Source organism: Bacteroidales bacterium (genome assembly GCA_014860585.1).
Classification (GTDB): domain Bacteria; phylum Bacteroidota; class Bacteroidia; order Bacteroidales; family 4484-276; genus RZYY01.
The window spans coordinates 1-22,904 of sequence record JACZJL010000002.1; the positions used below are offsets into that span (position 1 = coordinate 1).

General features: G+C 41.1%; 22 protein-coding genes and 1 pseudogene. 8 read left to right on the forward strand and 15 right to left on the reverse strand.

The window, feature by feature from the left end; all coding sequences use genetic code 11:
- The 5 genes from IH598_00030 to IH598_00050 form a co-directional block, all read right to left on the reverse strand.
- A partial coding sequence (locus IH598_00030; GenBank protein MBE0636888.1) for a Glu-tRNA(Gln) amidotransferase GatDE subunit D occupies positions 1-311 on the reverse strand: 311 nt, incomplete at its 3' end.
- A 38-nt stretch (positions 312-349) separates the two neighbouring features.
- Complete coding sequence (locus IH598_00035; GenBank protein MBE0636889.1) at positions 350-1,303, reverse strand: phosphoribosylaminoimidazolesuccinocarboxamide synthase; 954 nt, start codon at positions 1,301-1,303, stop codon at positions 350-352.
- A complete protein-coding gene (locus tag IH598_00040; GenBank protein ID MBE0636890.1) occupies positions 1,275-2,273 on the reverse strand; it encodes a PhoH family protein in 999 nt (332 codons plus the stop codon). The genes IH598_00035 and IH598_00040 overlap by 29 nt, the downstream gene beginning before the upstream one ends.
- A 125-nt stretch (positions 2,274-2,398) precedes the next feature.
- The gene (locus tag IH598_00045) at positions 2,399-2,563 is read right to left on the reverse strand and encodes a hypothetical protein (protein ID MBE0636891.1); all 165 of its coding nucleotides are present in this window, start codon (positions 2,561-2,563) and stop codon (positions 2,399-2,401) included.
- Between the two features lies 1 nt (position 2,564).
- Complete coding sequence (locus IH598_00050) at positions 2,565-3,095, reverse strand: hypothetical protein (protein MBE0636892.1); 531 nt, start codon at positions 3,093-3,095, stop codon at positions 2,565-2,567.
- Positions 3,096-3,300: 205 nt separating this feature from the next.
- Here IH598_00050 and IH598_00055 point away from each other — a divergent pair, with 205 nt between their 5' ends.
- A complete protein-coding gene (locus IH598_00055; protein ID MBE0636893.1) occupies positions 3,301-4,080 on the forward strand; it encodes an SAM-dependent chlorinase/fluorinase in 780 nt (259 codons plus the stop codon).
- A 59-nt stretch (positions 4,081-4,139) separates the two neighbouring features.
- Here the strand turns inward: IH598_00055 and IH598_00060 are convergent, their stop codons facing one another.
- From IH598_00060 to IH598_00085, 6 genes are read right to left on the reverse strand one after another with little or no spacing between them, the layout of a single operon-like run.
- Complete coding sequence (locus IH598_00060) at positions 4,140-4,712, reverse strand: DUF192 domain-containing protein (GenBank protein ID MBE0636894.1); 573 nt, start codon at positions 4,710-4,712, stop codon at positions 4,140-4,142.
- Positions 4,709-5,557 (reverse strand): metal ABC transporter permease, encoded by an 849-nt coding sequence (locus tag IH598_00065; protein MBE0636895.1) that lies wholly within the window; start codon positions 5,555-5,557, stop codon positions 4,709-4,711. Before IH598_00065 ends, IH598_00060 begins: the two co-directional genes overlap by 4 nt.
- Before the next feature lie 4 nt (positions 5,558-5,561).
- Positions 5,562-6,326: an ABC transporter ATP-binding protein gene (locus IH598_00070; GenBank protein MBE0636896.1), complete on the reverse strand. Its 765-nt coding sequence runs from the start codon at positions 6,324-6,326 to the stop codon at positions 5,562-5,564.
- An 8-nt stretch (positions 6,327-6,334) separates the two neighbouring features.
- Complete coding sequence (gene yidD / locus IH598_00075) at positions 6,335-7,543, reverse strand: membrane protein insertion efficiency factor YidD (protein MBE0636897.1); 1,209 nt, start codon at positions 7,541-7,543, stop codon at positions 6,335-6,337.
- A 12-nt stretch (positions 7,544-7,555) separates the two neighbouring features.
- Positions 7,556-7,969, reverse strand: coding sequence for a 6-carboxytetrahydropterin synthase (locus IH598_00080; GenBank protein MBE0636898.1), 414 nt, complete (start codon positions 7,967-7,969; stop codon positions 7,556-7,558).
- A 30-nt stretch (positions 7,970-7,999) separates the two neighbouring features.
- On the reverse strand, positions 8,000-8,440 hold the full coding sequence (locus IH598_00085; protein ID MBE0636899.1) for a transcriptional repressor: 441 nt from the start codon (positions 8,438-8,440) through the stop codon (positions 8,000-8,002).
- A gap of 235 nt (positions 8,441-8,675) precedes the next feature.
- Between IH598_00085 and IH598_00090 the strand changes: the two genes are divergently transcribed.
- Together IH598_00090 and IH598_00095 are read left to right on the forward strand one after the other, a co-directional pair.
- On the forward strand, positions 8,676-8,915 hold the full coding sequence (locus tag IH598_00090; GenBank protein MBE0636900.1) for an AbrB/MazE/SpoVT family DNA-binding domain-containing protein: 240 nt from the start codon (positions 8,676-8,678) through the stop codon (positions 8,913-8,915).
- A pseudogene (locus IH598_00095) lies at positions 8,912-9,316 on the forward strand (type II toxin-antitoxin system VapC family toxin). The gene IH598_00090 and the pseudogene IH598_00095 overlap by 4 nt, the downstream one beginning before the upstream one ends.
- A 151-nt stretch (positions 9,317-9,467) precedes the next feature.
- Here IH598_00095 and IH598_00100 read toward each other — a convergent pair.
- On the reverse strand, positions 9,468-12,359 hold the full coding sequence (locus IH598_00100; GenBank protein MBE0636901.1) for a PD-(D/E)XK nuclease family protein: 2,892 nt from the start codon (positions 12,357-12,359) through the stop codon (positions 9,468-9,470).
- Between the two features lie 151 nt (positions 12,360-12,510).
- The gene (locus IH598_00105; GenBank protein MBE0636902.1) at positions 12,511-13,641 is read right to left on the reverse strand and encodes an AraC family transcriptional regulator; all 1,131 of its coding nucleotides are present in this window, start codon (positions 13,639-13,641) and stop codon (positions 12,511-12,513) included.
- Between the two features lie 279 nt (positions 13,642-13,920).
- On the opposite strand from IH598_00105, the gene IH598_00110 reads away from it, so the two are divergent.
- The 3 genes from IH598_00110 to IH598_00120 all read left to right on the forward strand — a co-directional run bounded on the left by IH598_00110 (position 13,921) and on the right by IH598_00120 (position 18,818).
- Positions 13,921-15,492, forward strand: a complete 1,572-nt coding sequence (locus IH598_00110) for an arylsulfatase (GenBank protein MBE0636903.1) — start codon at positions 13,921-13,923, stop codon at positions 15,490-15,492.
- Between the two features lie 83 nt (positions 15,493-15,575).
- Complete coding sequence (locus IH598_00115; protein MBE0636904.1) at positions 15,576-16,583, forward strand: haloacid dehalogenase-like hydrolase; 1,008 nt, start codon at positions 15,576-15,578, stop codon at positions 16,581-16,583.
- Positions 16,584-16,646: 63 nt separating this feature from the next.
- Positions 16,647-18,818, forward strand: a complete 2,172-nt coding sequence (locus IH598_00120; GenBank protein MBE0636905.1) for a DUF748 domain-containing protein — start codon at positions 16,647-16,649, stop codon at positions 18,816-18,818.
- A gap of 130 nt (positions 18,819-18,948) precedes the next feature.
- On the opposite strand, the gene IH598_00125 is transcribed toward IH598_00120, so the two are convergent.
- Both IH598_00125 and IH598_00130 read right to left on the reverse strand, forming a co-directional pair.
- Positions 18,949-19,818 (reverse strand): SDR family oxidoreductase, encoded by an 870-nt coding sequence (locus IH598_00125; GenBank protein MBE0636906.1) that lies wholly within the window; start codon positions 19,816-19,818, stop codon positions 18,949-18,951.
- A gap of 8 nt (positions 19,819-19,826) precedes the next feature.
- Positions 19,827-20,717, reverse strand: a complete 891-nt coding sequence (locus IH598_00130) for a nuclear transport factor 2 family protein (GenBank protein MBE0636907.1) — start codon at positions 20,715-20,717, stop codon at positions 19,827-19,829.
- Between the two features lie 126 nt (positions 20,718-20,843).
- On the opposite strand from IH598_00130, the gene IH598_00135 reads away from it, so the two are divergent.
- Positions 20,844-21,287: a helix-turn-helix transcriptional regulator gene (locus IH598_00135; protein ID MBE0636908.1), complete on the forward strand. Its 444-nt coding sequence runs from the start codon at positions 20,844-20,846 to the stop codon at positions 21,285-21,287.
- Positions 21,288-21,543: 256 nt separating this feature from the next.
- Positions 21,544-22,788, forward strand: coding sequence for a cytochrome b N-terminal domain-containing protein (locus IH598_00140; GenBank protein MBE0636909.1), 1,245 nt, complete (start codon positions 21,544-21,546; stop codon positions 22,786-22,788).
- Positions 22,789-22,904: the final 116 nt, after the last annotated feature.

The window sequence follows — 22,904 nt, forward strand, 5'->3', positions numbered from 1 at the left end:
GTTCCGAACAACTTGACATTCGGAAGGTTTTTGGTGTATGGAAACTCTTTTTCAGGGATTTTGTAGTTGGCTTTTTTGTAGCCGGTCTCCTCCATCTCGAGGATGGTTTTGATGTCAATCCCAATGTTGTAGCCGGTTGGAATTTTCATCACAATATGTTGATCGTCATCATTTTCGGAGCGCGGTAAAATAGTGCCCGCAAACGGCCCGCGGGTAGTATTCACTTTAGCCTGCCCCCAAACCCGCACATTGTATTTTTTCAATGTTTCGAGCGCTCCCCCTTTGTATCCCTGAAAAATGTCTTCGTTCATGCTTTTCCTTTAGTTTTTTTGATTGCTAATATTTCGGATTATCCGGGATAATTATTATTCAAAAACGCATTGATATTCCCTTCCACTCTTTTCAGCACAGCCGAAACATCGGCTTTTTGAAATTTCTCGCCGGTAATCTTTTCGTAGAGCTCGATGTAGCGTTCCGAAATTGAAGTGACAATGGCTTCGGTCATTTCGGGAACCTGCTGACCAGGGTCGCCCTTGAAGTTATTGGCCATCAGCCATTCACGTACGAACTCCTTTGAAAGTTGCTTTTGAGCCTCACCTTTGGCCTGCCTTTCTTCGTAACCTTCAAGGTAAAAATACCGCGATGAGTCGGGTGTATGGATTTCGTCAATCAGGTAGATTTTCCCGTCTTTTTTCCCAAATTCATACTTTGTATCCACGAGAATAAGCCCCTTTTGCGCAGCAATCTCGGTACCACGTTTGAATAGATCGAGTGTGTATTTTTCCAAAAGCTGGTAATCTTCATCCGAAACCAATCCCTGGTTGATGATTTCTTCGCGCGTGATGTCCTCATCGTGGCCGGTTTGTGCTTTTGTTGTGGGGGTGATGATTGGTTCGGGGAAGCGCTCGTGCTCTTTCATTCCATCGGGAACGGGAACGCCGCAAATTTCTCTTGCTCCTTTTTGATAAGTGCGCCATGAACTGCCGGTGAGGTAACCGCGGATGATCATTTCAACCGGGAAAGGATCGCAATAAACGCCCACTGTAACCATTGGATCAGGAACGGCAATTTTCCAGTTGGGGACAATGTCGGCAGTAGCATCAAGGAAGCGGGCTGCAATCTGGTTGAGCACCTGCCCTTTAAAAGGGATCCCTTCGGGTAATACGACATCAAAAGCTGAAATCCGATCGGTGGCGATCATCACCAGCAATTCGTCGTTGATGTTGTAAACATCGCGTACTTTGCCGGTGTAAAGGCTTTTTTGCCCAGAAAAACTAAAGTTTGTTTTGGTTATCGTTTCCATTGTTTTGTCTGTTTTGATTATTTGAATTGGATAATTTTCCGTAAGCATTGATAATTTGAACGACCAGTTTGTGGCGCACAATATCCTTTTCGTTCAGGTAAATGAAATCAATTCCGGGAATGTTATTCAGAATTTTGGTCACCTGAATAAGGCCTGAGGACTGGTTTCTCGGGAGGTCAATTTGTGTAATGTCGCCGGTAACTACAAATTTGGCTGAAGACCCCATGCGCGTGAGGAACATTTTCAACTGGTTTTCGGTGGCGTTCTGGGCTTCGTCGAGGATAGCGAAAACGTTGTCGAGCGTTCGTCCACGCATGAAAGCCAGCGGAGCTATCTCAATTGTTCCGTCTTCGAGGTAACCCAGCAGTTTTTGTGATGGAACCATGTCCCGAAGTGCATCATACAGAGGCTGGAGGTAGGGATCAAGCTTGTCTTTAAGATCGCCGGGAAGGAATCCAAGATTTTCTCCGGCCTCCACTGCAGGGCGGGTAAGAATTATTCGTTTAATTTCTTTATTCCGCAATGCCTGCACAGCCAGAGCCACAGCTGTATAAGTCTTTCCGGTTCCTGCCGGGCCAATGGCAAACACCAGGTCGTTCCGCTTGCAACTTTCAACCATTTTCTGTTGGTTTGGTGTACGGGCTTTTATCAGTTTGCCGTTACGGCCATGTACAAGTACATCGGTATTTTGCTGCAAACTTTGAGGCACATCATCCGCTTCGCCGTCGAGCAAATCCCTGACGTCGTATTCGCTCAGTTTGCCAAAACGTTCAAAATGAAGAATTAGCAACGAAAAGCGCTTTTCGAACAGATCAATTTCTCCTTCTTCACCAATCACCTTTAGTTCAGTACCGCGGGCAACAAGTTTTAGTTTAGGAAAGTGACTTTTCAGCAACTCGAAATTGGCATCGTTTACGCCAAAAATTTCAAGAGGATTAACAGACTCAAGTGATATGATTTTTTCGGACATTCTGTTTGTAGGTTTGGCATAAGTCAAATTTTCAACTTATCTTTCCTGATTTTCAAATTATTGAGATAAAAAAAACTCGAAACTTACCGCGAAAATTGATGGGCCAGCTATCATGTATTCGCACATTAATTTACTTCTTCTTTAATCTTCCTTTTTTTGGGCAAAGATTTTCGCAAGTAAAACGCTTTTCTTTTTTTAATAAATTCACTTATTTCCTGTTTTTCTTTATCAGTCAGCGGCTGACTTTCGATTAAAAAATCTATTCCCACTGGTTCTTTAATGTGTGCCATATTATTGCGTTTTGAAATATTTTTCAACAAGTATTTTAGAGGCAACCGTATCAATTATCATTCTCTGGTTTTTGAAATGAAAAGCGCCTAATGTTTTTTCGTAATGCTTAATTAACTGTGTTTTAGCTGTGAATGCAACAAATCCATCAAATCCTTTTTGAAAAGAAACTTTGCAAGCATAGGCAACCAGATTACCAGCAACGCCTTCATAAAGTTTATTCGTCCCAATATTAAATGGTGCACTTTCGAGTAAACGCATAAAAACGTGATCACTTTCAATTGTAATACTTAATAACCCCTGAATAATATGAGGATTGTTTACGATTGATAATTTGTATTGTTCAGACTTTTCATTTTTAAACTCAGCTTTCCAATCAAAATTCCATCCGCTTTTTTTGGTAATATTTTTGAGATCGGTTTTTGTTAAAATTGAAACCTCAGTCGAAAAACTATCCCCAGAAATAGTGTTCAGAATTGAATTGGTCAACCTGTCAATTAAAAAGTCATGTTCTACCATTTTTGTCCTGTCCATTTACAATTCAACATAGTTATTGAATATCAATACTTTTAAAATCATATTTTCTGTTTCCGGACATTTAGCTAATGTTGAAATAACATAGCTAAAATACGCGGATTCATAATTCTATCAACCCCCAAAATTATCAAAATTTGCCAAGCCGTGATGAAGAAATACTAATTTTGCTTTTTGTTTGGCTAAAACGAGTAATCAAGGGGATATGGCGCTTATCACGTTGCTTTCCGACTGGGGAACGAAAGATCATTATGCGGGTATGGTTAAAGGGAAGATTTTATCGAAAATCCCCGGAGCAACCATCGTTGATATTTCTCATACCATTCCCGCCTTCAATTTGAACAGTGCTGCTTTTGTGCTTAAAAACGCCTACTTTAATTTCCCTAAGGGAACAATTCACATAGTTGATATCACCTCTGAAGCCACCATCGAAATGCCACATGTACTGATTGCATATGACGGCATGTTTTTCATTGGTGCCGACAACGGGATTTTCTCCCTTGCCTTCGACCGCGAGCCGGACACCCTTATCGAAATTGACATTCACCAGGAATCCGATACCTTCACATTTGCAGCTTATGATGTCTTTGTAAAAGTAGCCCAGCATATTTCCGAGGGTAAAGATTTAAAGGAATTAGGCCCTGTAAGAGATGAACTGACCAAAAAAATCCCACTGCGTCCGGTGACCACCGACAACCTGATCAAAGGCCATGTGGTATACGTGGATAGCTATGAAAATGTGTTTACAAATATTGACCATGATTTGTTTGTTAAGATAGGTCAGAAACGCCCTTTCCGTGTGCTTTTCGGAGCATCGCGTTATAGCGTAAAAAAAATCAGCAATTCCTACAAAGATGTTCACGAAGGAGAGATCGTTGCCTTGTTCAGCTCTTCCGGTAACCTGCAGATTGCTGTCAGTATGGGTAATGCTTCCGGGTTACTCGGACTGAAAGTGGATGATACGGTGAGGGTGGAGTTTGGGTAAGAAAACAACTATGCTGATCTGAGCGATGAGAAACCAAACTTTGACAGTCAGAAATTACCTCAATCTTTTTCGCTAAAACTCTGGAAGCTGAATTTATCCCCGCGCTTAATGCCATGCTTTTTGACAAACCCTCCAGCCACTTCGATCACATATTTTGCCTTGTCACCTGATGGCAGGATCTCTTCTGATTCAGGTTTGGTATTTTCGTATATGCTTACAATTCCAAAATCTTTATTAGCGTAAAGAATATCCAGCGGAACGTGCGTGTTTTTCATCCAGTAACCCTGATACTGTTCCTCGTGATAGATAAAAAGCATGCCCATTGTATCAGGAACCAAATATCTGAACATCAGTCCTTTTTCACGGCTTTGCGGTGTTTCTGCAATTTCGATTGAAATGGTGGTAATAGAATCACCTCCGGCTGTGTAAAAACTCAATTGCCCGTCAACCCGGAATTGGATTTCATTTGGAACCTGCCGTATGCTTTCTGAAACATCTGCATTAGTAGGGTTCAATATTTCAATGGCAAAAACCAGTAAAAAAGCCAGAGGAATCAAAAAAAGCAACATGATCATCATCATGCGTTTAGGTTGCGGCTCCCTGCGGCTCCGAAAATTTTTTTTTGTAATCATAAGGCTCTATGGATTTGATTTCTAATACTTAGTGAAATCTGGATGCTTTTAATTATTTTACCGATAATGAAAAGTAAAACCAGGAAAAAGATAATTGCAGCACCGGATGGGAGATTAAAGTAATAGGATAAAAACAATCCGGAAAAACTACCCAGAAGACTGATTAAAATTGATAGCAGAATGATTTTTTCAAATTTTTTTGTAAAAATATTGGCAATGGCCTGAGGGATGGTGAGCAGCGAAATTACAAGGATGATACCTACAACCTTTATGTTTAGCACGATAGTAAGCGCCACCAGGGTAATCATCATATAGTTGACCTTTTCCACCGGAAGTTTTGCAGCACGCGCATATTGTTCGTCAAAAGCAACAAAGAGAATGGTTTTGTACATCAGAAGGAAGATGGCAATAATTACCAACGAAAGGGCAAGTAACAAGTAAAGGTTCAGGTTGGTCACAGTGAGGATATTTCCAAAAAGAAAGCTCATCAGGTTGGCTGAATAGCCGGGTGTGAGAAAGATAAAGATAATGCCGACGGCCATTCCAAACGACCACAGGATGGCAATTACGGAGTCTTCACGGACATTGGTTTTTTTTGCCATGTATTCAATTCCGAGTGCAGATAGCACGCTGAAAACCATTGCCCCGAGGATCGGATTGAAACCGAAGTAATACCCGATACCAATACCACCAAAAGAGGCATGTGTTATTCCACCGCTGATGAAGACGATCCTTTTGGAAACGATATAGGTGCCGATGATACCGCAGGCAAGGCTTGCCAGTACCGCAGCCAATGATGCATTGATAAAGAATTGGTATTGAAAAAGATTAAAAAATGATTCCATACAATCAGTGGGTGTGGTTATGTTGTTTTAAAATAGTGTGGGGTATGTCGCCATGTGCGATAATCTGAATCGGGCAATTGTAGGCCGCGAGTTGCTCCTGGCTGATGATGTTCGATTCGTGGTAATGCAGTTCGCGGTTTACACAGGCAATCGTTTTCACGAAATAGGTGATTGTTCCAACGTCATGCGAAACGATCATGATAGCCATACGTTTGTTCAGATCTTTCAGTGTTTTGTAAAGATCGCTTTCAAATTTGTTATCCACATAGGTGTTCGGTTCATCAAGGATTAGCAGCTTGGGGTCGGACACGATGGCACGGCAAAGAAAAGCGCGTTGCAGTTGCCCACCTGACAGTTCGCCGATGTTTTTTCCGGCCAGGTGGGAGATACCCATTGCTTCAAGCATCTCGCGGGCTTTGGCCAGGTGTGTTTTGGAGAAATGATTGACCAGCCGGTTTCTTCTTGCAAGCCCTGAAAGCACAACATTAAGCACCGTAATGGGGAAAACCCGGTCGGTACTACTCACCTGAGGAAGGTATCCGATTAACTTTCGTGTTTCGGCAGTTTCATCCTGCCGGTGATAGATTACTTTTCCTGAAACGGGTTTAATCAAACCGATGATCACCTTTACCAATGTGGTTTTGCCTCCGCCATTTGGACCAATCACCCCGATAAAATCGTTGTCGTGAATCGTAAAATTCACATCCCGAAGAATGATCTCATCCTCATATCCTGCCGTAACTGACTGCAATTCGACGATCTTTCCCATTGTGTCAATTATTTATTTGATGCATTAATAAGGGAAGCAATTTCCAGCATATTTTCATACCAGTTTTCCGAAAGCGGGTCAATCTGAACCACCCTGCAATTCAATTCTTTGGCAACAATCTGGGCATTGGTGGCATCGAACTCTTTTTGTATAAAAATAATTTTCACCCCTCCTTTTCTTGCCTGGTCAATGGAGGATTTCAACTGTGAGGGAGTAGGCTCTTTGCCTTCGTACTCAATCGAAATCTGCTCCAGCTGGTAATCCCTTGCAAAATAACCCAGGGTAGGGTGGAAGATTAAAAATTCCCTGTTCGGAAGGTTTGAAAGCAATTCGGCAATTTCTTCATCAAGTACATGAAGGTTAGCTTTCAATTGATCGTAGTTCCTTATGAATTCCTCTTTGTGTTCAGGAGCTGCCTCAATCAACGCGTTCAGGATGTTTGCTGCTTTAATGACCCCATTACGTGCCGAGAGCCAGGTGTGCGGGTCCACTCCTTCATGGTCATGGCTGTGTTCGGTATCTTCGGGATCACATTCATGGCCGGCAATCAGTTCAATCCCTTCGGTGATTTTGACCAGTTTGATGCCAGGGTAGTTGGCTTTGATCGAAGGGAGAAGCAGGTGCTCGAAAGTAAGGTTCCCGTTGTAGAAATAGACATCACTTTTACTGATGGTTTTCATCTGGCGTGGAGTGGGGTCGTAGATATGATGATTTGATCCGGGAGGAATAAGTATTTGGATATCAGCTAGGTCACCTGCAATCTGCTCCACAAAATATTTGTGTGGCAATATGCTGACCAGCACTTTGATTTTTCCGGAATCATCTTTTGTGGCATTTGTACACCCGGGGATAGAAATTAATGTAAATGCCGACAGCAGTATAGTAAGCATCGTTGCAGCTTTTTTCAGGCGATCACTTTTTTGCGTTTTTTTATTCATACCTTGATATTTATTCAAATCAATTATTTTAATTAAAAAGCGGGGTACAGGATCAAAACCCGAAGTGCCCCATGGATTGCAGCGCAAAATTCTGTTCACTGCCAGTTTGCCTCCTTTGACGGCTCCATGCAGCTTCAACGCCTCAGCTGCATATTCGGAGCAGGTAGGAACATGCCTGCATGATGCCGAAGTAAGAGGCGATATCCCATACTGATAAATCCTTATGGGGGCTATCAGGATCAATGATACGATATTTTTTGTCAACTTTTTCACCGACATAAAATCCCCGTTTTATTGTCCTCCGTCAAATTCTACGAAATTGCGGTCGGTTTCATAAAGTACAATCGAAAGTTCAAATTGTGGGTCAATGATTTCCCGCAAAATGCTCCAGATTTTTATGGCGATGTTTTCGGCACTCGGGTTCAGATCGGCAAAATCCTCCACATCCAGGTAAAGGTTTTTATGGTCGTAACGGTCTTCGATACTGGCTTTTACGATATCCTTGAGCTCTTTCATGTCCATCACGTAACCCGTCTCCGGATTGACCTCCCCTTTTACCTTCACAATCAGATTGTAATTGTGCCCGTGATAATTCGGATTGTTACACGAGCCAAACACCAGTTCGTTTTTTTGATCATCCCAATTGGGATTGTGAAGCCGGTGTGTGGCATTGAAATGTGTCTGGCGGCAGGCTGTTACTTTCATGTTTTTTTTATTTAAATTGAATGCGTTATTTCATTTATCAGTATTGCTGCAATCGTTGCAAAGGCCAAAAATCACAAAATTGGATTCGAGTTTTATAAATCCTTCCGGAAGGGCAACCGGCAGAATGGGTGAGTTGTGAAGGCATTTCACTACGCTGCAATTCATGCATTTAAAATGGATGTGCTCCCCGGCACTTTCTTCGGATTGCACACTGCGATCAGGTAAAACGTACTTTGACTCATGATTGTCAACAAAAATCTGATGCGCAATCCCCTTTTCGACAAATGTTTTCAAGTTTCTGTATAGCGTTACACGATCGCAACTCGTCTCCATGCGCTCGTTTATTTCGAGGGCAGATAAGGCAACCTCGGTGTTCATCAACACCTGCAGCAGATCCTCCCTGATTTTTGTCTGGCTCAGGTTATACTCTTTAAGTAAAACGGAAGGTTCGGTAACTGTTTTTTGCAACATGGTTGCAAAAATACATATTATTTTGAATCGTAAAAGAAACAATTTGTGGGCTTAGGGAAATTCAATGGATTTTTAATGAATACATTACCGAGAGAATACTCCTGGCCGGATTTTACATTTTGATGCTTAATTATTTAATACCCATTGAGAATGAAGTAATATTCTAGGGCATCGCAATGTTATGTATCCAGCAATTCAGGTAAATACTTAAATTTGCCAGTCAAAATGTCCTAAAATGAATATAGAAGCAGTTGAAATCAAAATTGATAAAGGAATCCAAGCCATCAGAATTCCAAAAGCGATGAGTATTAATGATAACAAGGTTTATCTCAAAAAAATGGGGAATATGTTATTCATTATTCCTTACCACAATCCCTGGCAAAATCTGATCGAAAGTACGGATGCTTTCACTGCGGATTTTATGGACCAAAGAAATCAACCAGACCAACAAACCAGAGATTTCTTTGAATTATGATTTACCTGCTCGATACAAATATCTGTATTTACATCATTAAGAAAAAGCCAGCTGAGGTATTTGAAAAATTCAAAAATCTGAGCCCCGGTGATGTTGGGATATCAACGATTTCACTTGCCGAACTTCAGTATGGCGCTTAGAAGAGTTCAAATCCGGCAGCAAACAAGGAAGCCTTAATAAAATTTCTTACACCGATTGAAATTGTTGATTTTGATTACGAAGCAACCATTACATATGGTGAAATACGTGCAGATTTAGAAAAAAAAGGTACTCCTATTGGACCGATGGATTTACTCATTGCTGCTCATGCATTAAGATTGGGAGTTATTATGGTAACCAACAATATCAAAGAATTCAGGAGAATTGAAACGCTACAATTAGAAAATTGGGTTAATGGCTGATGATGAGATTTACTTAATTCAACTGAATTTAAGCTACTTACCCGAGATTTAGAGAACAATTAGTAGAATACCATCAAACCCAATGTTTAGTGTAATTCAGAAATTGGACAATCTCAAAAATCTAATTTTTGTTATTTGGTTATCCATCTTATCAGTTGTTTCTATGGCATAATTTACTGAAGTCGCAATACTTGCAGATGTTCAGGTCATTTGTTTGGGAGAATGGAATTTCCTGGTTGAAAATTTCGTTGAGGATTTCGATCAACATCAGCTCAAATTGTACCAATTGGTTTTCGCCAATTAATTCCCCCGACTCCCCACGATGATCGGATTTGATATAAAAATTCATAAGTCCTTCACTGAGTTTCCTCATGCTAATCACTCCGCTCGTGTAATTGGGGGCGAGTTCAGGATGTTCTTGCTGGAATAGCCAGGCATACATCAGCACCTGAAAGGCTTTACCCTTAGCAGCCGAATCAACGAAGGCTTCCCATGAACTGAATGTCAGTTCTTTGCTCTCAACCAATCCGGTTTTGTAATCAACGATCCTGATGATGTCACCAGCCCTGTCCACCCGGTCAATAAAGCCTTTTAGTTTAACCTGAATGTTTTTGTCATCGGGCAAAGTAATAGAGGCTTCGAATCTTTTTTCAAGATTAAGAAGGGTAATGCTCTTATTTGTTTGTGCGAACTTTTTAAGGAATTCCTTTTCTTTTGCAAGAAATGACCTGACAAAATTGATGATTACTTCGCTTTTCAACTTGTTCCAACCAAAACTGATGTCACCACCGGAATATTTATCTGCAAAAGCAATTGCAATGGCCTGATCGGCTTTTTTTTGCATTTCGGAAATGTGGTCAGGTGTGAGGATTTGACTAACGTATGGCTGGTAGAGAATTTCCAGCGCTTTATGCACAATATTGCCGAGCGTGGCAGTTTCAAGGGTTTCTTCCACTTCGTCGGCTTCGGTAATTTTTGCAATCTCTTTGAGGTAAAACTGAAGAGAGCAATTAACGTAAAGATTGATGGCTGATGGTGAAAACCCTGTGCCGGCCTTTTCGATCAGCTTTTGGTAAATAGCATCGTCTTTAGGAATCGTTATTTCCTGAGGGGCAGAGAGGTTGGGGACGGGCAGGTTTAGGATAATTTCCTGAATTTTGTGTTGTGCCTGATACTTTGGTAACTCTTGTTGGAGTTGATAAATGAACCGGCTGGGTTCGCCGCCTCCAAGTTCGTCAGGCTCGGTGTTATAGACAAGATGAACCTCTTTGGCCTTTTGCAGTAAACGGTAGAAGTGATAAGCAAATACGGCATTTTTCTCCTTGAAAACAGGCAGTCCAAAATCCCGCTGGATGTCGAGTGGGATAAATGAGTTCCCGAAGGATGTGGAAGGCAAAATGCCCTCATTGACCGAAAGCAGGATCACTTTATCGAAATCAAGGGAGCGCGTCTCAAGCAGTCCCATGATCTGAAGGCCTTGCAACGGTTCTCCCTCAAAAGGAATCCTGGTTGTTTGAACAATGTAATCAAAAATCTTACGAAGGGTTTTTACCTGGTTAATGGATTGGTATTGAGTGATTAATCCACTGATTCGGGTAATTATTTTTGAGAAATGAAAAAGATACTCGATTTCAATAAGGCTGTTTCCGTCATTACCCGGGGGGCTTTCCATAATAAAATAGGTGCGGAACTCATTGATTAAAAAAGCAAACGTGTTTAGTATCTCTTTCGGTGAAGGGGAAATATTACTAAATATTTTTGAGTAAACCGCCCCGGGTTGTTCAGGCATGTTTTTTATCAATGCCTCAATTTGATTAGTTTGGTAGAAAACCCTGTTTGCCTGCCGGATAGTCGCAACAAGGGTTGTGTTTTCTGTCGTACGGTTAAGATAAGGATGTTGCAATAACTTCAACATGTCAACATAGTAGAATCCTTTGGGCTGGTTTTGGTCAACCGAAAGAAAGCGGACTGTATTTTCATAAAGCCGGAAAAGCTGGTTAAAAAACTGGCAGGCTGAGGTGAATTTTACCGGAAAGCCCATTGTGACATTAAATTGTGGTGTCTGATCGTGAAGTGAGCTGAGGACATGAAAAAGCAGGTTTTCATCGGCAAGAACCAACGCTGTATTGGTTAAAGTTTCCTGAACATTTTCTGTTTTCGATACATCGGCCCATTGTTGAATCACATCTGCTGCATACCTTGCTTGTCCGAGATTTTTTGGCACACCGCAAATCGTAATGTCCTTTTTCACCTCCCTGAAACCTTCATCAATCCATTTAAAATGCTCTTTCCCGGTTGAAGCCAGTTCTTTTCTTAAAAAGTGGCCGGCTTCCTGGTTCTTGTCCGAAAGGTAATAATCGTCGGTATCCCACAGTATTTCAGCTATTCCTGAATTTACCAGGGTGGACGTAATCTTTTGCTCGGACACAGTGAGTGCATTAAACCCGGCGAAATAGATCTTTTTCCAGGTCAATGTCAGGGAGATGTCATCGATTGTTTCAGCTACCTTTCGAAATATATGCCCTTTTTCAGCCTCCTTTTTGATTTCCGCTTGTTTACTCAATGCATGATAGTAGTCATACAACGACCGGTAAAAGCGCAGATAATTTTTCATCATCTCTGTAAGCTGGGGATTTCCGGGGTTCCACTTTTCTATTGCTTTGGCTTCAGTGAGGTAATTGAACAACGCTTTGGCATCCACCAGGTTCATGTCAATCTCACTGATGTCTTTCAGTAGTAACTGTCCCCATTGCAGAAACTCGTCGAATGGTTGTTGATTCTCACCTTCGATGGTTTTGTGTATTTCATAAAAATCGAAAAGCAAACCAACAGGGTCAGCAAGCCGGTAGCCCGAAACGTGCACACAAAAGTCCTCAATAGAGAAGATATCCGGCGACCAGGTAGTTTTACCCGTGATTTCAGGTAGCAGTTTTTTTAAAAACAGACCTGCCCGGCGGTTGGGCAGCACGATACACACATCGGCCAGGTTGCCGGGATGTCGTGAACAAATATGATAGGAAACTTTTGATAAAAAACTTTGCATATCAGAGGGGAGTTAATGAAAGGTCAAAAGTATGTTTTTTGGCTTTAAGGAGCCAAATTTATCGTTCTGAATCCATGTGTAATACCTTCAAGCGTTTACCGTGTTCCAGGAAGACAATTCTAATGAATAAACACAAAAAACCATCTGATAATCAGCATGCTGGTCTTTCCTCATGTTGATCTGAGATGAACTGTTTAGGCGTCATACCCGTATGTTTTTTAAAAGCCTGATAAAATGGTGATTTTGAATTAAACCCTGCTTTTAATGCAATAGCGTCAATGGTCATCTTGTTCACTTCATCTGAAACGAGGATATGTTTTGCCTCCTCAATCCTGTAAAAGTTAATATGATCGTTAAAATTGAGTAGTGTCTTTTCATTGATCACCTGTGAAAGTTCTTTTGGAGCTACATTGATGGCTCTTGATGCATCCTGCAACGACAATTTACTATTCAACCAGGGCTTGGATTGATCCTGAAGAAAAGTCATAAATCGATCAAGAATTTCGTTTTTATTATCCTCTTTGAGAAGAGAACGGCTGTATTTTTCCACAGGCCTTTTTTGGGAAGACAGGTAACCATATAATAAATCGGGGAAAAACAGCAAGGCAATGGTTGAAGTATAAAGGAACAGTGTCACCATGGTAATTGCATACCGGTAGGGGTCTTCAAACAGGTGTAAACCTGTAATATGGTCTGTTAAAAACCCCAAACCAAGCATCAGCTGTCCTGAAAGAAATATCGAGAACCAGAGGACTAATGATTTTTGGCCGTCATCAGCTACTTTTTGCCTGAACTTCAAAAAATATAAAACTTGTAAAGCAAAATACGCAATCACGCTGATTGTTTTGAACAGATAATGTAGCGGGATGATCACCGAACCTCCTTCAACAAGTTCATAATAAAACTCTACCTTCTCTTCCGGACTGCTTAAGTAGAAAGGCAAAAATTCGATGATATTCAATAAAAAAGGCAACAGGTGAAGCAAATGAATCCAGCGAAATCTGAAATTGGCATGCAATGAAGAGTAGGTATAAAAGAAACAAGCCGGAGGAAAAAGATAGTGAATGGGACTTTCGATACGGATTAGGTGGGGTATTGAGCCCGTTTTGCCTGAATACATCAATGCGCCGAGTATTACTGTTACAGAAGCCACAAGTATAGAAAGTGCCAGGCTGATCCTGATTTCCTTTTTCCCTTGCATTTTCGTAAAAATGATCATACTTACAATTATTCCCAGAAGGCTGCCAAAATAACTGAACAGTTCAGAAAAAGTGAAACTCATTGGGGATCATTTTTAATCTTGCGAAAATAGAAAATGTCCTGAATAATGATTCGAGACAACAAAATCATTTTGAAAGATTAATATATGATGCTGAAATAGTGGTTTTTACGGAAAAAGGAAAAGATTTATTTGAAGTACATTAAAATTGAATTCAACAAGGACATCTCTACATTGTTTGTATGAATAATTTTGCTAAAATCTTACATAGATCATTCAAAAGTTGACTTCTCAACAATTTATTCAATTTTTTATTCATTCATTCAATCAATTTCAATTATCATGTTTAAAATCAGATTTTTAGCCTTAATCTTATTGTTGCCGATCTTGTTGGCAGCACAGGAGAGCAAAAAGCCAAATATCCTCGTTATCTGGGGTGATGATATCGGCACCTGGAACATCAGCCACAACAATCGCGGGATGATGGGTTACCGTACGCCCAACATTGACCGCATTGCCAGTGAAGGAGTATCGTTCACAGACTATTACGCTCAACAAAGTTGCACTGCGGGTAGGGCTGCATTTCTCAGTGGTTCAGTTCCGGTTCGTTCGGGAATGACCAAAGTTGGAATGCCCGGAGCTAAAGAGGGGTGGCAGCAAACTGATGTAACTATTGCCACTGTTATGAAAGGGGCAGGTTATGCAACTGGTCAGTTTGGTAAAAATCACCAAGGTGACCGTGATGAACATTTACCGACAATGCACGGTTTCGATGAATTTTTTGGTAACCTGTATCATTTAAATGCGGAAGAAGAACCAGAAAATGAAGATTATCCGGCTGATATGATTTTGAAAAGCGGAAAAACCTTTGCAGAAACCTATGCACCGCGTGGTGTTTTAAAAAGTAAAGCCGATGGAAAAGGTGGACAGACCATCGAAAACACTGGTCCATTAACAAAAAAACGCATGGAGTCAATTGATGATGAGTCTGTTGCTGCGGCGATTGATTTTATCAAACGCAAAAATGCTGACGGCGAACCATTCTTTTGTTGGTGGAATGGTACCCGTATGCATTTTCGAACACATGTTAAAGATGAACTTCGCGGTATTTCAGGACAAGACGAATACGGTGATGGAATGGTTGAACATGATATGCACGTTGGGCAATTGCTCCAGCTCCTTGACGAATTGGGAATTGCTGATAATACAGTTGTACTTTATTCTACTGATAATGGTCCACATTACAACACATGGCCTGATGCCGGCACAACACCTTTTCATGGAGAAAAGAACTCAAGTTGGGAAGGTGCCTTTCGTGTACCTGCCTTTATTCGCTGGCCAGGGCATTTCCCTGAAAATGTAACCTTAAACGGGATTGTTGCACACGAAGACTGGTTGCCAACTTTTGCAGCTATTGCAGGCGATACAGATGTGAAAGAAAGATTACTAAGCGGAACAACAATTAATGGGCGATCCTATAAAAATTACATTGATGGTGAAAATCAATTGTATTATTTAACAGGAAATGTGAAAGAATCGCCCCGGAAGGGATTTATTTATGTAAACGATGCCGGGGAAATTGCTGCGTTACGGTATGGCGACTGGAAAGCGATGTTCCTTGAAAACAGAGCAAAACAATTACAAATTTGGCTTGAGCCTTTCGTAGAATTGCGCGCTCCTTATTTGATAAATCTGCGTAGAGATCCATTTGAAAAGGCTATTGAAGGATCCAACACATATTATGATTGGTATATTGACAGGGCCTATATTTTGATTGCAATGCAGGGATATGCTTTTAATTTCCTTTCTACTTTGATCGATTACCCACCAAGCCAAACTGCAGGTGACTGGAGTTTGTCAAAAACACAGAAAAAGATAGAATCGATGACAAGCGGCTCAATCGGAGGGCATTAATTTGAAGGTTAAAAATTATGATTGCTCTGTCATTTGGCAGGACAATCATAATTTTTAAACAAATAAGAACCAACATGAAAACAATGACATTTTTATTTCTTGTAATTGCAATTTCCGCTTGTAATTCGCATACAGAACAAGGAACGTCATCTTCAAATTCAAAACCCGACCCGCTTCCCACATGGAACGAAGGGCCGGCAAAACAATCGGTGATTGATTTTGTGAAAGCCGTCACCAACAAGGCAGGCGCGGATTTTATTCAGCCAGCCGACCGCATTGCTGTGTTTGATAATGATGGAACACTCTGGTCGGAGCAACCGTATTACTTTCAGTTGCAATTTGCCCTCGACCGCGTGAAAGCAATGGCTATTGAACATCCCGAGTGGAAAACAAATCCTTTGATTCAAGCGGTACTTGCTGACGATTTAAACACTGTACTTTCGTTTGGTGATAAGGGTTTGGCAGAACTGGTTATGACCACCCATGCCGGAATGACAACTGATGAGTTTTCGCAAAGTGTAACCGATTGGATTACCACAGCCAAACACCCGAAAACCGGTAAATTATACAAGGAAATGGTTTTTCAGCCGATGATTGAAGTGCTTGAATTTATGCAGGCCAATGGTTTTAAAACCTACATCGTTTCAGGAGGGGGTATTGATTTTATGCGCCCGTGGACTGAGGAAGTTTATGGCATTCCGGCTGAACAGGTAATTGGCAGTTCGGTAAAAGCAGCTTTTGAGATTCGCAATGGAAAACCGGTTCTGGTCAAACTCCCTGAACTAAACTTCTTTGATGATAAGGAAGGGAAACCTGTTGCCATTCATCAGCATATTGGTAAAAAGCCGGTAGCAGCTTTCGGAAATTCTGATGGCGACCTGCAAATGCTTCAATGGGCTTCAGCAGGAGATGGAAAACGGTTGATGGTTTTTATACATCACACCGATGCTGACCGGGAATGGGCATACGACCGCGAATCGCACATCGGCAGGTTTGATAAAGGACTTGACGAAGCATTGGTAGAAGGCTGGACAGTAGTGGACATGAAAAAAGACTGGAAAGTTATTTATCCTTTTGAATCGAAGGAATAGTTGAGTTCGTTTGTTTTATCAGAATTTTAACTTTGCAAATTGTTGTTTAAAAACAATAGTTGAATGAAAAAGAAGATTCTGTTTTGGACGCTGGGGGTAATTCTTTTGGTTATTGTAATCAGCCTGGTTTTGCTTCCAGGTATTATCAGGCGCTATGCCGTAAAACACAGCAAGGAACTGGTCGGGCGACAGATTGAACTGGCCAATCTCAGGGTTAACTACTTCACCGGTAAAATCCTGATGACTGATTTTATACTGTTTGAGGCCAACGGGGAGGATGAGTTTGTTTCATTTGATACCTTACTTATCAGGTTGAAACCGTTTAAGCTGCTTAAAGATGAATTTGTGATGGACCGGTTTTATATCAGCGGGTTGTCGGCAAAAGTAATTCAATATGATTCAACATTCAACTTCGACGACCTGGTTGCATTCCACTCATCCGAAGGCGATTCGGCAGTCACAGACACTACATCTTCATCGTCTTTTAAATTTCATCTGTCAAATATTGAATTCAAACATTCCCAATTGGAGTTTGATAACAGAAGCCTTGGAGATACCAAGATGCTCAGCGACATCTCATTTTTTATCCCTTACATCGGGTGGAACCAGAGCGAGAAAAGTGAAGCAGGCCTCCGTTTTTCGTTCAGGGATGAAGGATTTTTTGAGTCATCCATCAATGTTGATCCGGTGGGAGGCGATTTTGACGCCAAAATAGTCATCAATAACCTGCAGCTGGATTCTTTCAGGGCGTACACTACCGATTACATCAATATCAATGAGTTAAGAGGACAATTAAACTGCATGGTTGACATTGCAGGGAATATCAATGCAGCAGAAAAATCTATTGTTTCGGGGACTGTTGAAGTGAATGACTTCATGATGTCTGACACGAAAAGTAAGGAGTTTCTGGGCGCCGCCAAGGTGGATTGCAGGTTACAATCAATTGATTACTATAATAATAGCTATATCATCGATTCATTGATCTTTACCCAGCCTTATGTTTATTTTGAACTGGATACGGCAACCAACAACTTTTTCGAAATATTCAACATCACCTTTGATGAAGAGGAGTCAGATTTTACGGAAGAGGTTACAAACCAGGATACTGATCCATCGCTTTTTTATGCCATTAATCATCTGGTCATAAGGAGGGGAGTGATGGATTACAGGGATAATCTTACCGGCGAAGCATTTGACTACAGCCTCAGCGAGATCGAAATGCATACCGACAGCATCCTGAGTACATCCGACTGGTTGAATATTTATTCTACCATGCTCCTTAACAACAGGGGAAAGCTTGTGGCAGAAGTGGGTTTAGATCCTTCAAATCCTTATGAAATCATTCTCGATTATACCATCACCGGGTTTCAGCTTAGCGACCTGAACATTTACTCGAGGTTTTACATGGGGTTCCCGGTTTTGTATGGCGACATGTATTACCGGAGCCACACCGAAATCATCAAAAATCAGCTTACGAGCGAGAACAAGCTGATTATTCAACATGCTGAACTTGGCGAAAAATCAGGTGGCTTGTATGATTTACCGGTAAAATTTGCTCTTTTTCTGCTAAAAGACAGAAAAGGGGTGATTGACCTTGATATCCCCGTCAGAGGTGATTTGAACGATCCGACAGTCAGCATTGGCAAAATCGTTTGGAATACCTTCAAAAATCTTATCGTTAAAATTGCCACTGCACCTTTTGATTTTCTGGCACGGGTAATAAGCGCAGATCCAAGCGATATCAAGGCTATCGAATACGATTATCTCGACACCACTTTCACTGCAAAGAGACAGCATCAAATTGATCTGCTTCTTGAGCTCGAACAAAAAAAAGGTGGGTTGGTGATTGAACTGGTTTATTTCAATGATGTGGAAAAGGAAAAAGATCAGATAGCCATCAATGAAGCAGGGAAGATTTTTATGGCAAAAACTGGTAAGGATTATATGAAGGATGAAGACGAATTTATTGAATTCCTGAAAGTTGAAGCAAAATCAGATTCCCTTGAAATCCTTGATGCCTCAAAAGTGATCATCCCTGCGACAGCCCTTGATTCATTGGCTGATTTATTCGCAAACACCCGCAGAAACAGCCTCGAAAATTATCTTCGGGCAACGAGTGATTCAACACAAATTCAATTTATCAATCCTGACCCGAGATCTCCAAAAAATGTGGGTAGTTTCCCTCAGTTCGAAATTAAGTACTCCATGTCATCTGAGCAACTGGAGAAAAGATAATTGTTAGAACCTTATTTAAACGATAGTTGCAGCCAATTTAGGACGAAACTACACAAAACCAGTTGACAAAAAAAAATCACAAAAGCCGTAACCCTTGTGATTTTTTAAAAATGAACATAAAGTTCTATGATTATGCAGAAACACCACCCAAAACCGAATCGAGTTGCATTTCTTTCAAAATTCTGTCTTGTATAGGTTGCGTTAGCTTGTTGATTTCATCTGTGCCCCAGGAGATACCTACTACGGTTCTTGTAGGCCTTTTGCCAGCAGGCATTTCTGCCAGTTTCATATAAGCATCCACTACCCATTGTGGGTCGGGTGAGCCTTCACTTTGTAACATTTGAGCAAAACTCTCGCCCATTACTTTAGGAACACCAGCCAACTCACCATAAGATTCCAAAACTTCGCTATGTCCGGGTACTTGACCTGAAGCCAAAAGCCCCGTACCAAATGGTCCTGGCTCCACCAGTACGATATCCACACCAAAGGGTGAAACTTCATAGCGCAAAGCCTGCGAATATCCTTCTAAAGCGTGTTTGGTAGCGGTATAGGTTCCAAAAAACGGTGGCGACATACGACCTACCAACGATGAAGTATTGATAATTAAACCTGAACCAGCTTTACGCATAGACGGTAAAACAGCTTGCATCACTCTGATGGCTCCAAAATAATTGGTTTCCATTTGAAATTTTGCTTGCTCAACGCTGAATGCTTCGGTAATGCCTAAATACATTATCCCTGCATTGTTGATAAGAATATCAATATTTCCTGCTTCTGCAAAAATATTAGCCATTGCTTCCTTTACAGATGTATCTTTTGTGACATCCATATCTACGACTTTGATGTGGGCAGAATGTCCTTCTAATTCTGTTTTTGCAGTAGCATTTTTCCCGTTTGGATTACGCATTGTTGCAAAAACCTGATGGCCTTTGTCGGCAAAATCTTTAGCGGCCTTTAAGCCAAATCCGTTACTGCTTCCTGTGATGATTACATTTTTCATTTTTGATATTATTTAAAATTAAACATTCCATTATTATTCGCCATTCCTTCTGTAGGAATCTCCTGAATCACATCCCAATGCTCTACGATTTTACCGCCTTTCATTCTGAAGAGGTCATAAAATACGTGTTTTTTCCCACCATTCCATTCGCCTTCGCTTACTGTAAGCACGAAGTTTCCTTCACCCAACACTTTATGGATTTTGGTGTATTTAAACATATTGTTTTGAGAAGTGAGATACTCTACTGCTTCTACTATTCCACTCAATCCGTCTTTGATTTGTGGGTTGTGTTGATGGTATTCTTCTGCACTGATGTATTCAGATATTTTACTCGGATTTTTACCCATCAATACATCTTCTACTAGAGATACTGCCAATGCCTTGTTCGCTTCGGTTTTGTCCAGGTCTTCTGCAGTTACAGGGCCATCGGTTTGTGATCTTCCGCTGGCTGTTTCTTTTACAAGGACAGTCATAGCGTCCCAATGTTCAGCTACTTTTCCGTTTTCATCTACACGGATAATGTCGAATGCCACCATTTCATCTGCTCCAAAAGGTTTGGCATTTTTCCAGATGTTGTGCATAAACACATAGTTGCCATCTTGAAACATTCTCACGTTTTCAGCATATGTTCCGTGTTCTTTTAAGACGGGTAGCAATTTGATAAACGGTTCAAGTCCGGTGGGAACAAACGGATTGTGCTGAATATAATCAGCATTTGCAAATTTGCGCATTGTTTCAGCGTCTTGTTTAGCAACAGCACCTAAGAAAGTGCCTACGATTTCTTTGTTGGTCATTGATTTTGTTTTTGATGAATTATCCTCGCTTGTTGATTTAGAATGATTCGTGCCACAGGAAGCGAGAATGCCTGATAACACAAATACGCTTATTACTTTTCTCATTGTTTTTGTCATTTGATAAAAAATATTACTTTTGTTTCGCCAGCAAAATTATTAAATTACTTTCAAAAGACAAGTAAAATTGAAAAAAGTTCATTTTAGAAATAAAATTTAACATAGCCTTAACATATGCGATCGGATTTCAGATGTAATTGCCCGTTTACTTCAGCCCTGGATGTTTTGGGCGATAAGTGGATGTTGGTTATTGTAAAGCAGATGCTGATACAAGACAAGGAAACTTTTAAGGACTTTACGGAAAGTGAGGAAGCCATTGCTACCAATATTCTTTCGGCCAAGCTTAAACTCCTGGAAGAACTTGGGATCATCATCAAAACAAAACCACCTAATAATAAAAAGACCAACCTCTATCTTTTAACTGATAAGGGATTGGCTTTGACACCTATACTTGTAGAGCTTGCAATCTGGAGCGATAATCACCTTAGAGACATCCATCCGACTATTGTGAATGGAGAAGCAATGGGATTTCTGCGGGATGACAAAGCAGCTTTTGCAAGTGTGTTAGAGAAAAAATACAGGGAAAAACTGGCTACAAGAGCACTTACACGTAAGTAGTGGTTTGTTGCTTCGCAGGACCCGCCTGCTCTACTTTACTGACGGGCAGGCAGGAAACGCTAAATTTGAAGTTAAGTTACCCGCGCGTGCGGGATTAAGTACTAAAAATCTCTGCCTGCGTTTAGATGAGGCACGTTTTGATCAGTTTATACAAGTAGTTTACGCGAAAGATTTCCAGTCGGATATTTCTATTAACTTTGGAACCTCAAACCAATGTGTTTATTGAGTGGCAGGTTAAACTACTGGCGTTTTATTCATGCGAAATATTCTCTTACATCTTCATCCACCAAGGGTAAACGAAGCCTCCATCCAACTCAACCGTACGTTCGGTCTTGGCGGGATGGCCGCTCTGCTGATTGTAATCCAGATTTTTACCGGAATCCTGCTGCGGTTCAACTACACGCCATCGGTGGCCGAAGCTTACGACTCAGTGTTGTTTCTCACTAGGAATATCCCGTTTGGCGCTTTTATGCGAAACATTCATTACTGGGGAGGTGTTTTTCTGCTGCTGATTGCCTTTTCGCATTTTCTCAGGGTATTCTTTACCGGCGCTTACAGGGAAAAAAGAAAGGTAAACTGGCTATTCGGGCTAGTGCTCCTGGTGTTGATTGTTTTCCTGAATTTCACAGGTTATCTACTCCCCTGGGATCAGCTGGCTTACTGGGCTATTAACGTCAGCACCAATATTGTCGGATATTTACCGCTGATCGGGGATAACCTTCAGCGATGGATTGTCGGTGGTGATGAGCTGAATGCAGGCACATTGCAGACATTTTTCAATTTTCACACCGCCGTTTTGCCATTTTTAATTGTGGTAATTTCAGTTTACCATTTCTGGCGGGTGCGCAAAGCCGGAGGAGTCCTGGTTCCGGCGACCAATGAAAAGATTAACATGGTTCCGGTGATGCCTGATCTTGTGTACAAGGAATTCATCGTTTCCCTTGTCCTGATTGCAGTTTTGTTCCTATTTTCAGCACTTTTCAATGCGCCGCTGCTCGAAAAGGCCAATCCGGCTTACAGCCCAAACCCCACCAAAGCCCCGTGGTACTTTGCCGGTGTGCAGGAGTTGCTTATGCATTTTCATCCCTTTTTCGCTGCTTTTGTAATCCCAATTGGAGCCATGGTGTTTTTTGCGTGGATTCCATTTTTGAAAGATAATGAACCACCACAAGGGCGTTGGTTTATTTCGGAAAAAGGAAAGCAATCCGCCAGATCCACGGCAATTTTTGCTGCTGCTGTAACGCTTTCCGGGATTCTGTTTAATGAATATGTCCTCAATTTCGAAATACTGCTACCGGCCATCCCTGCTGTGATCACCAACGGAGCAATACCCATTTTTATCCTGCTGGTTTTTGTGGCCGGTTTTTACAGGTTACATATTAAGTGCCTGATGCTTTCGAAAGAGGAGCTGGTGCAGGTTGTTTTTGTGTTTATCATTGCGGCTTTCGTTGTACTGACAATTATAGGGGTGTTTTTTAGGGGAAAAGATATGGCGTTATGATTAATTTTGTAAGGAATAATGATCTAAATAGTTTATTATGAAAGCTTTAATATTAATAGCTGTACATGTTCTGTTTGGTTGTCAGGTAATTTTTTCACAGGTTACAACTAACTGTT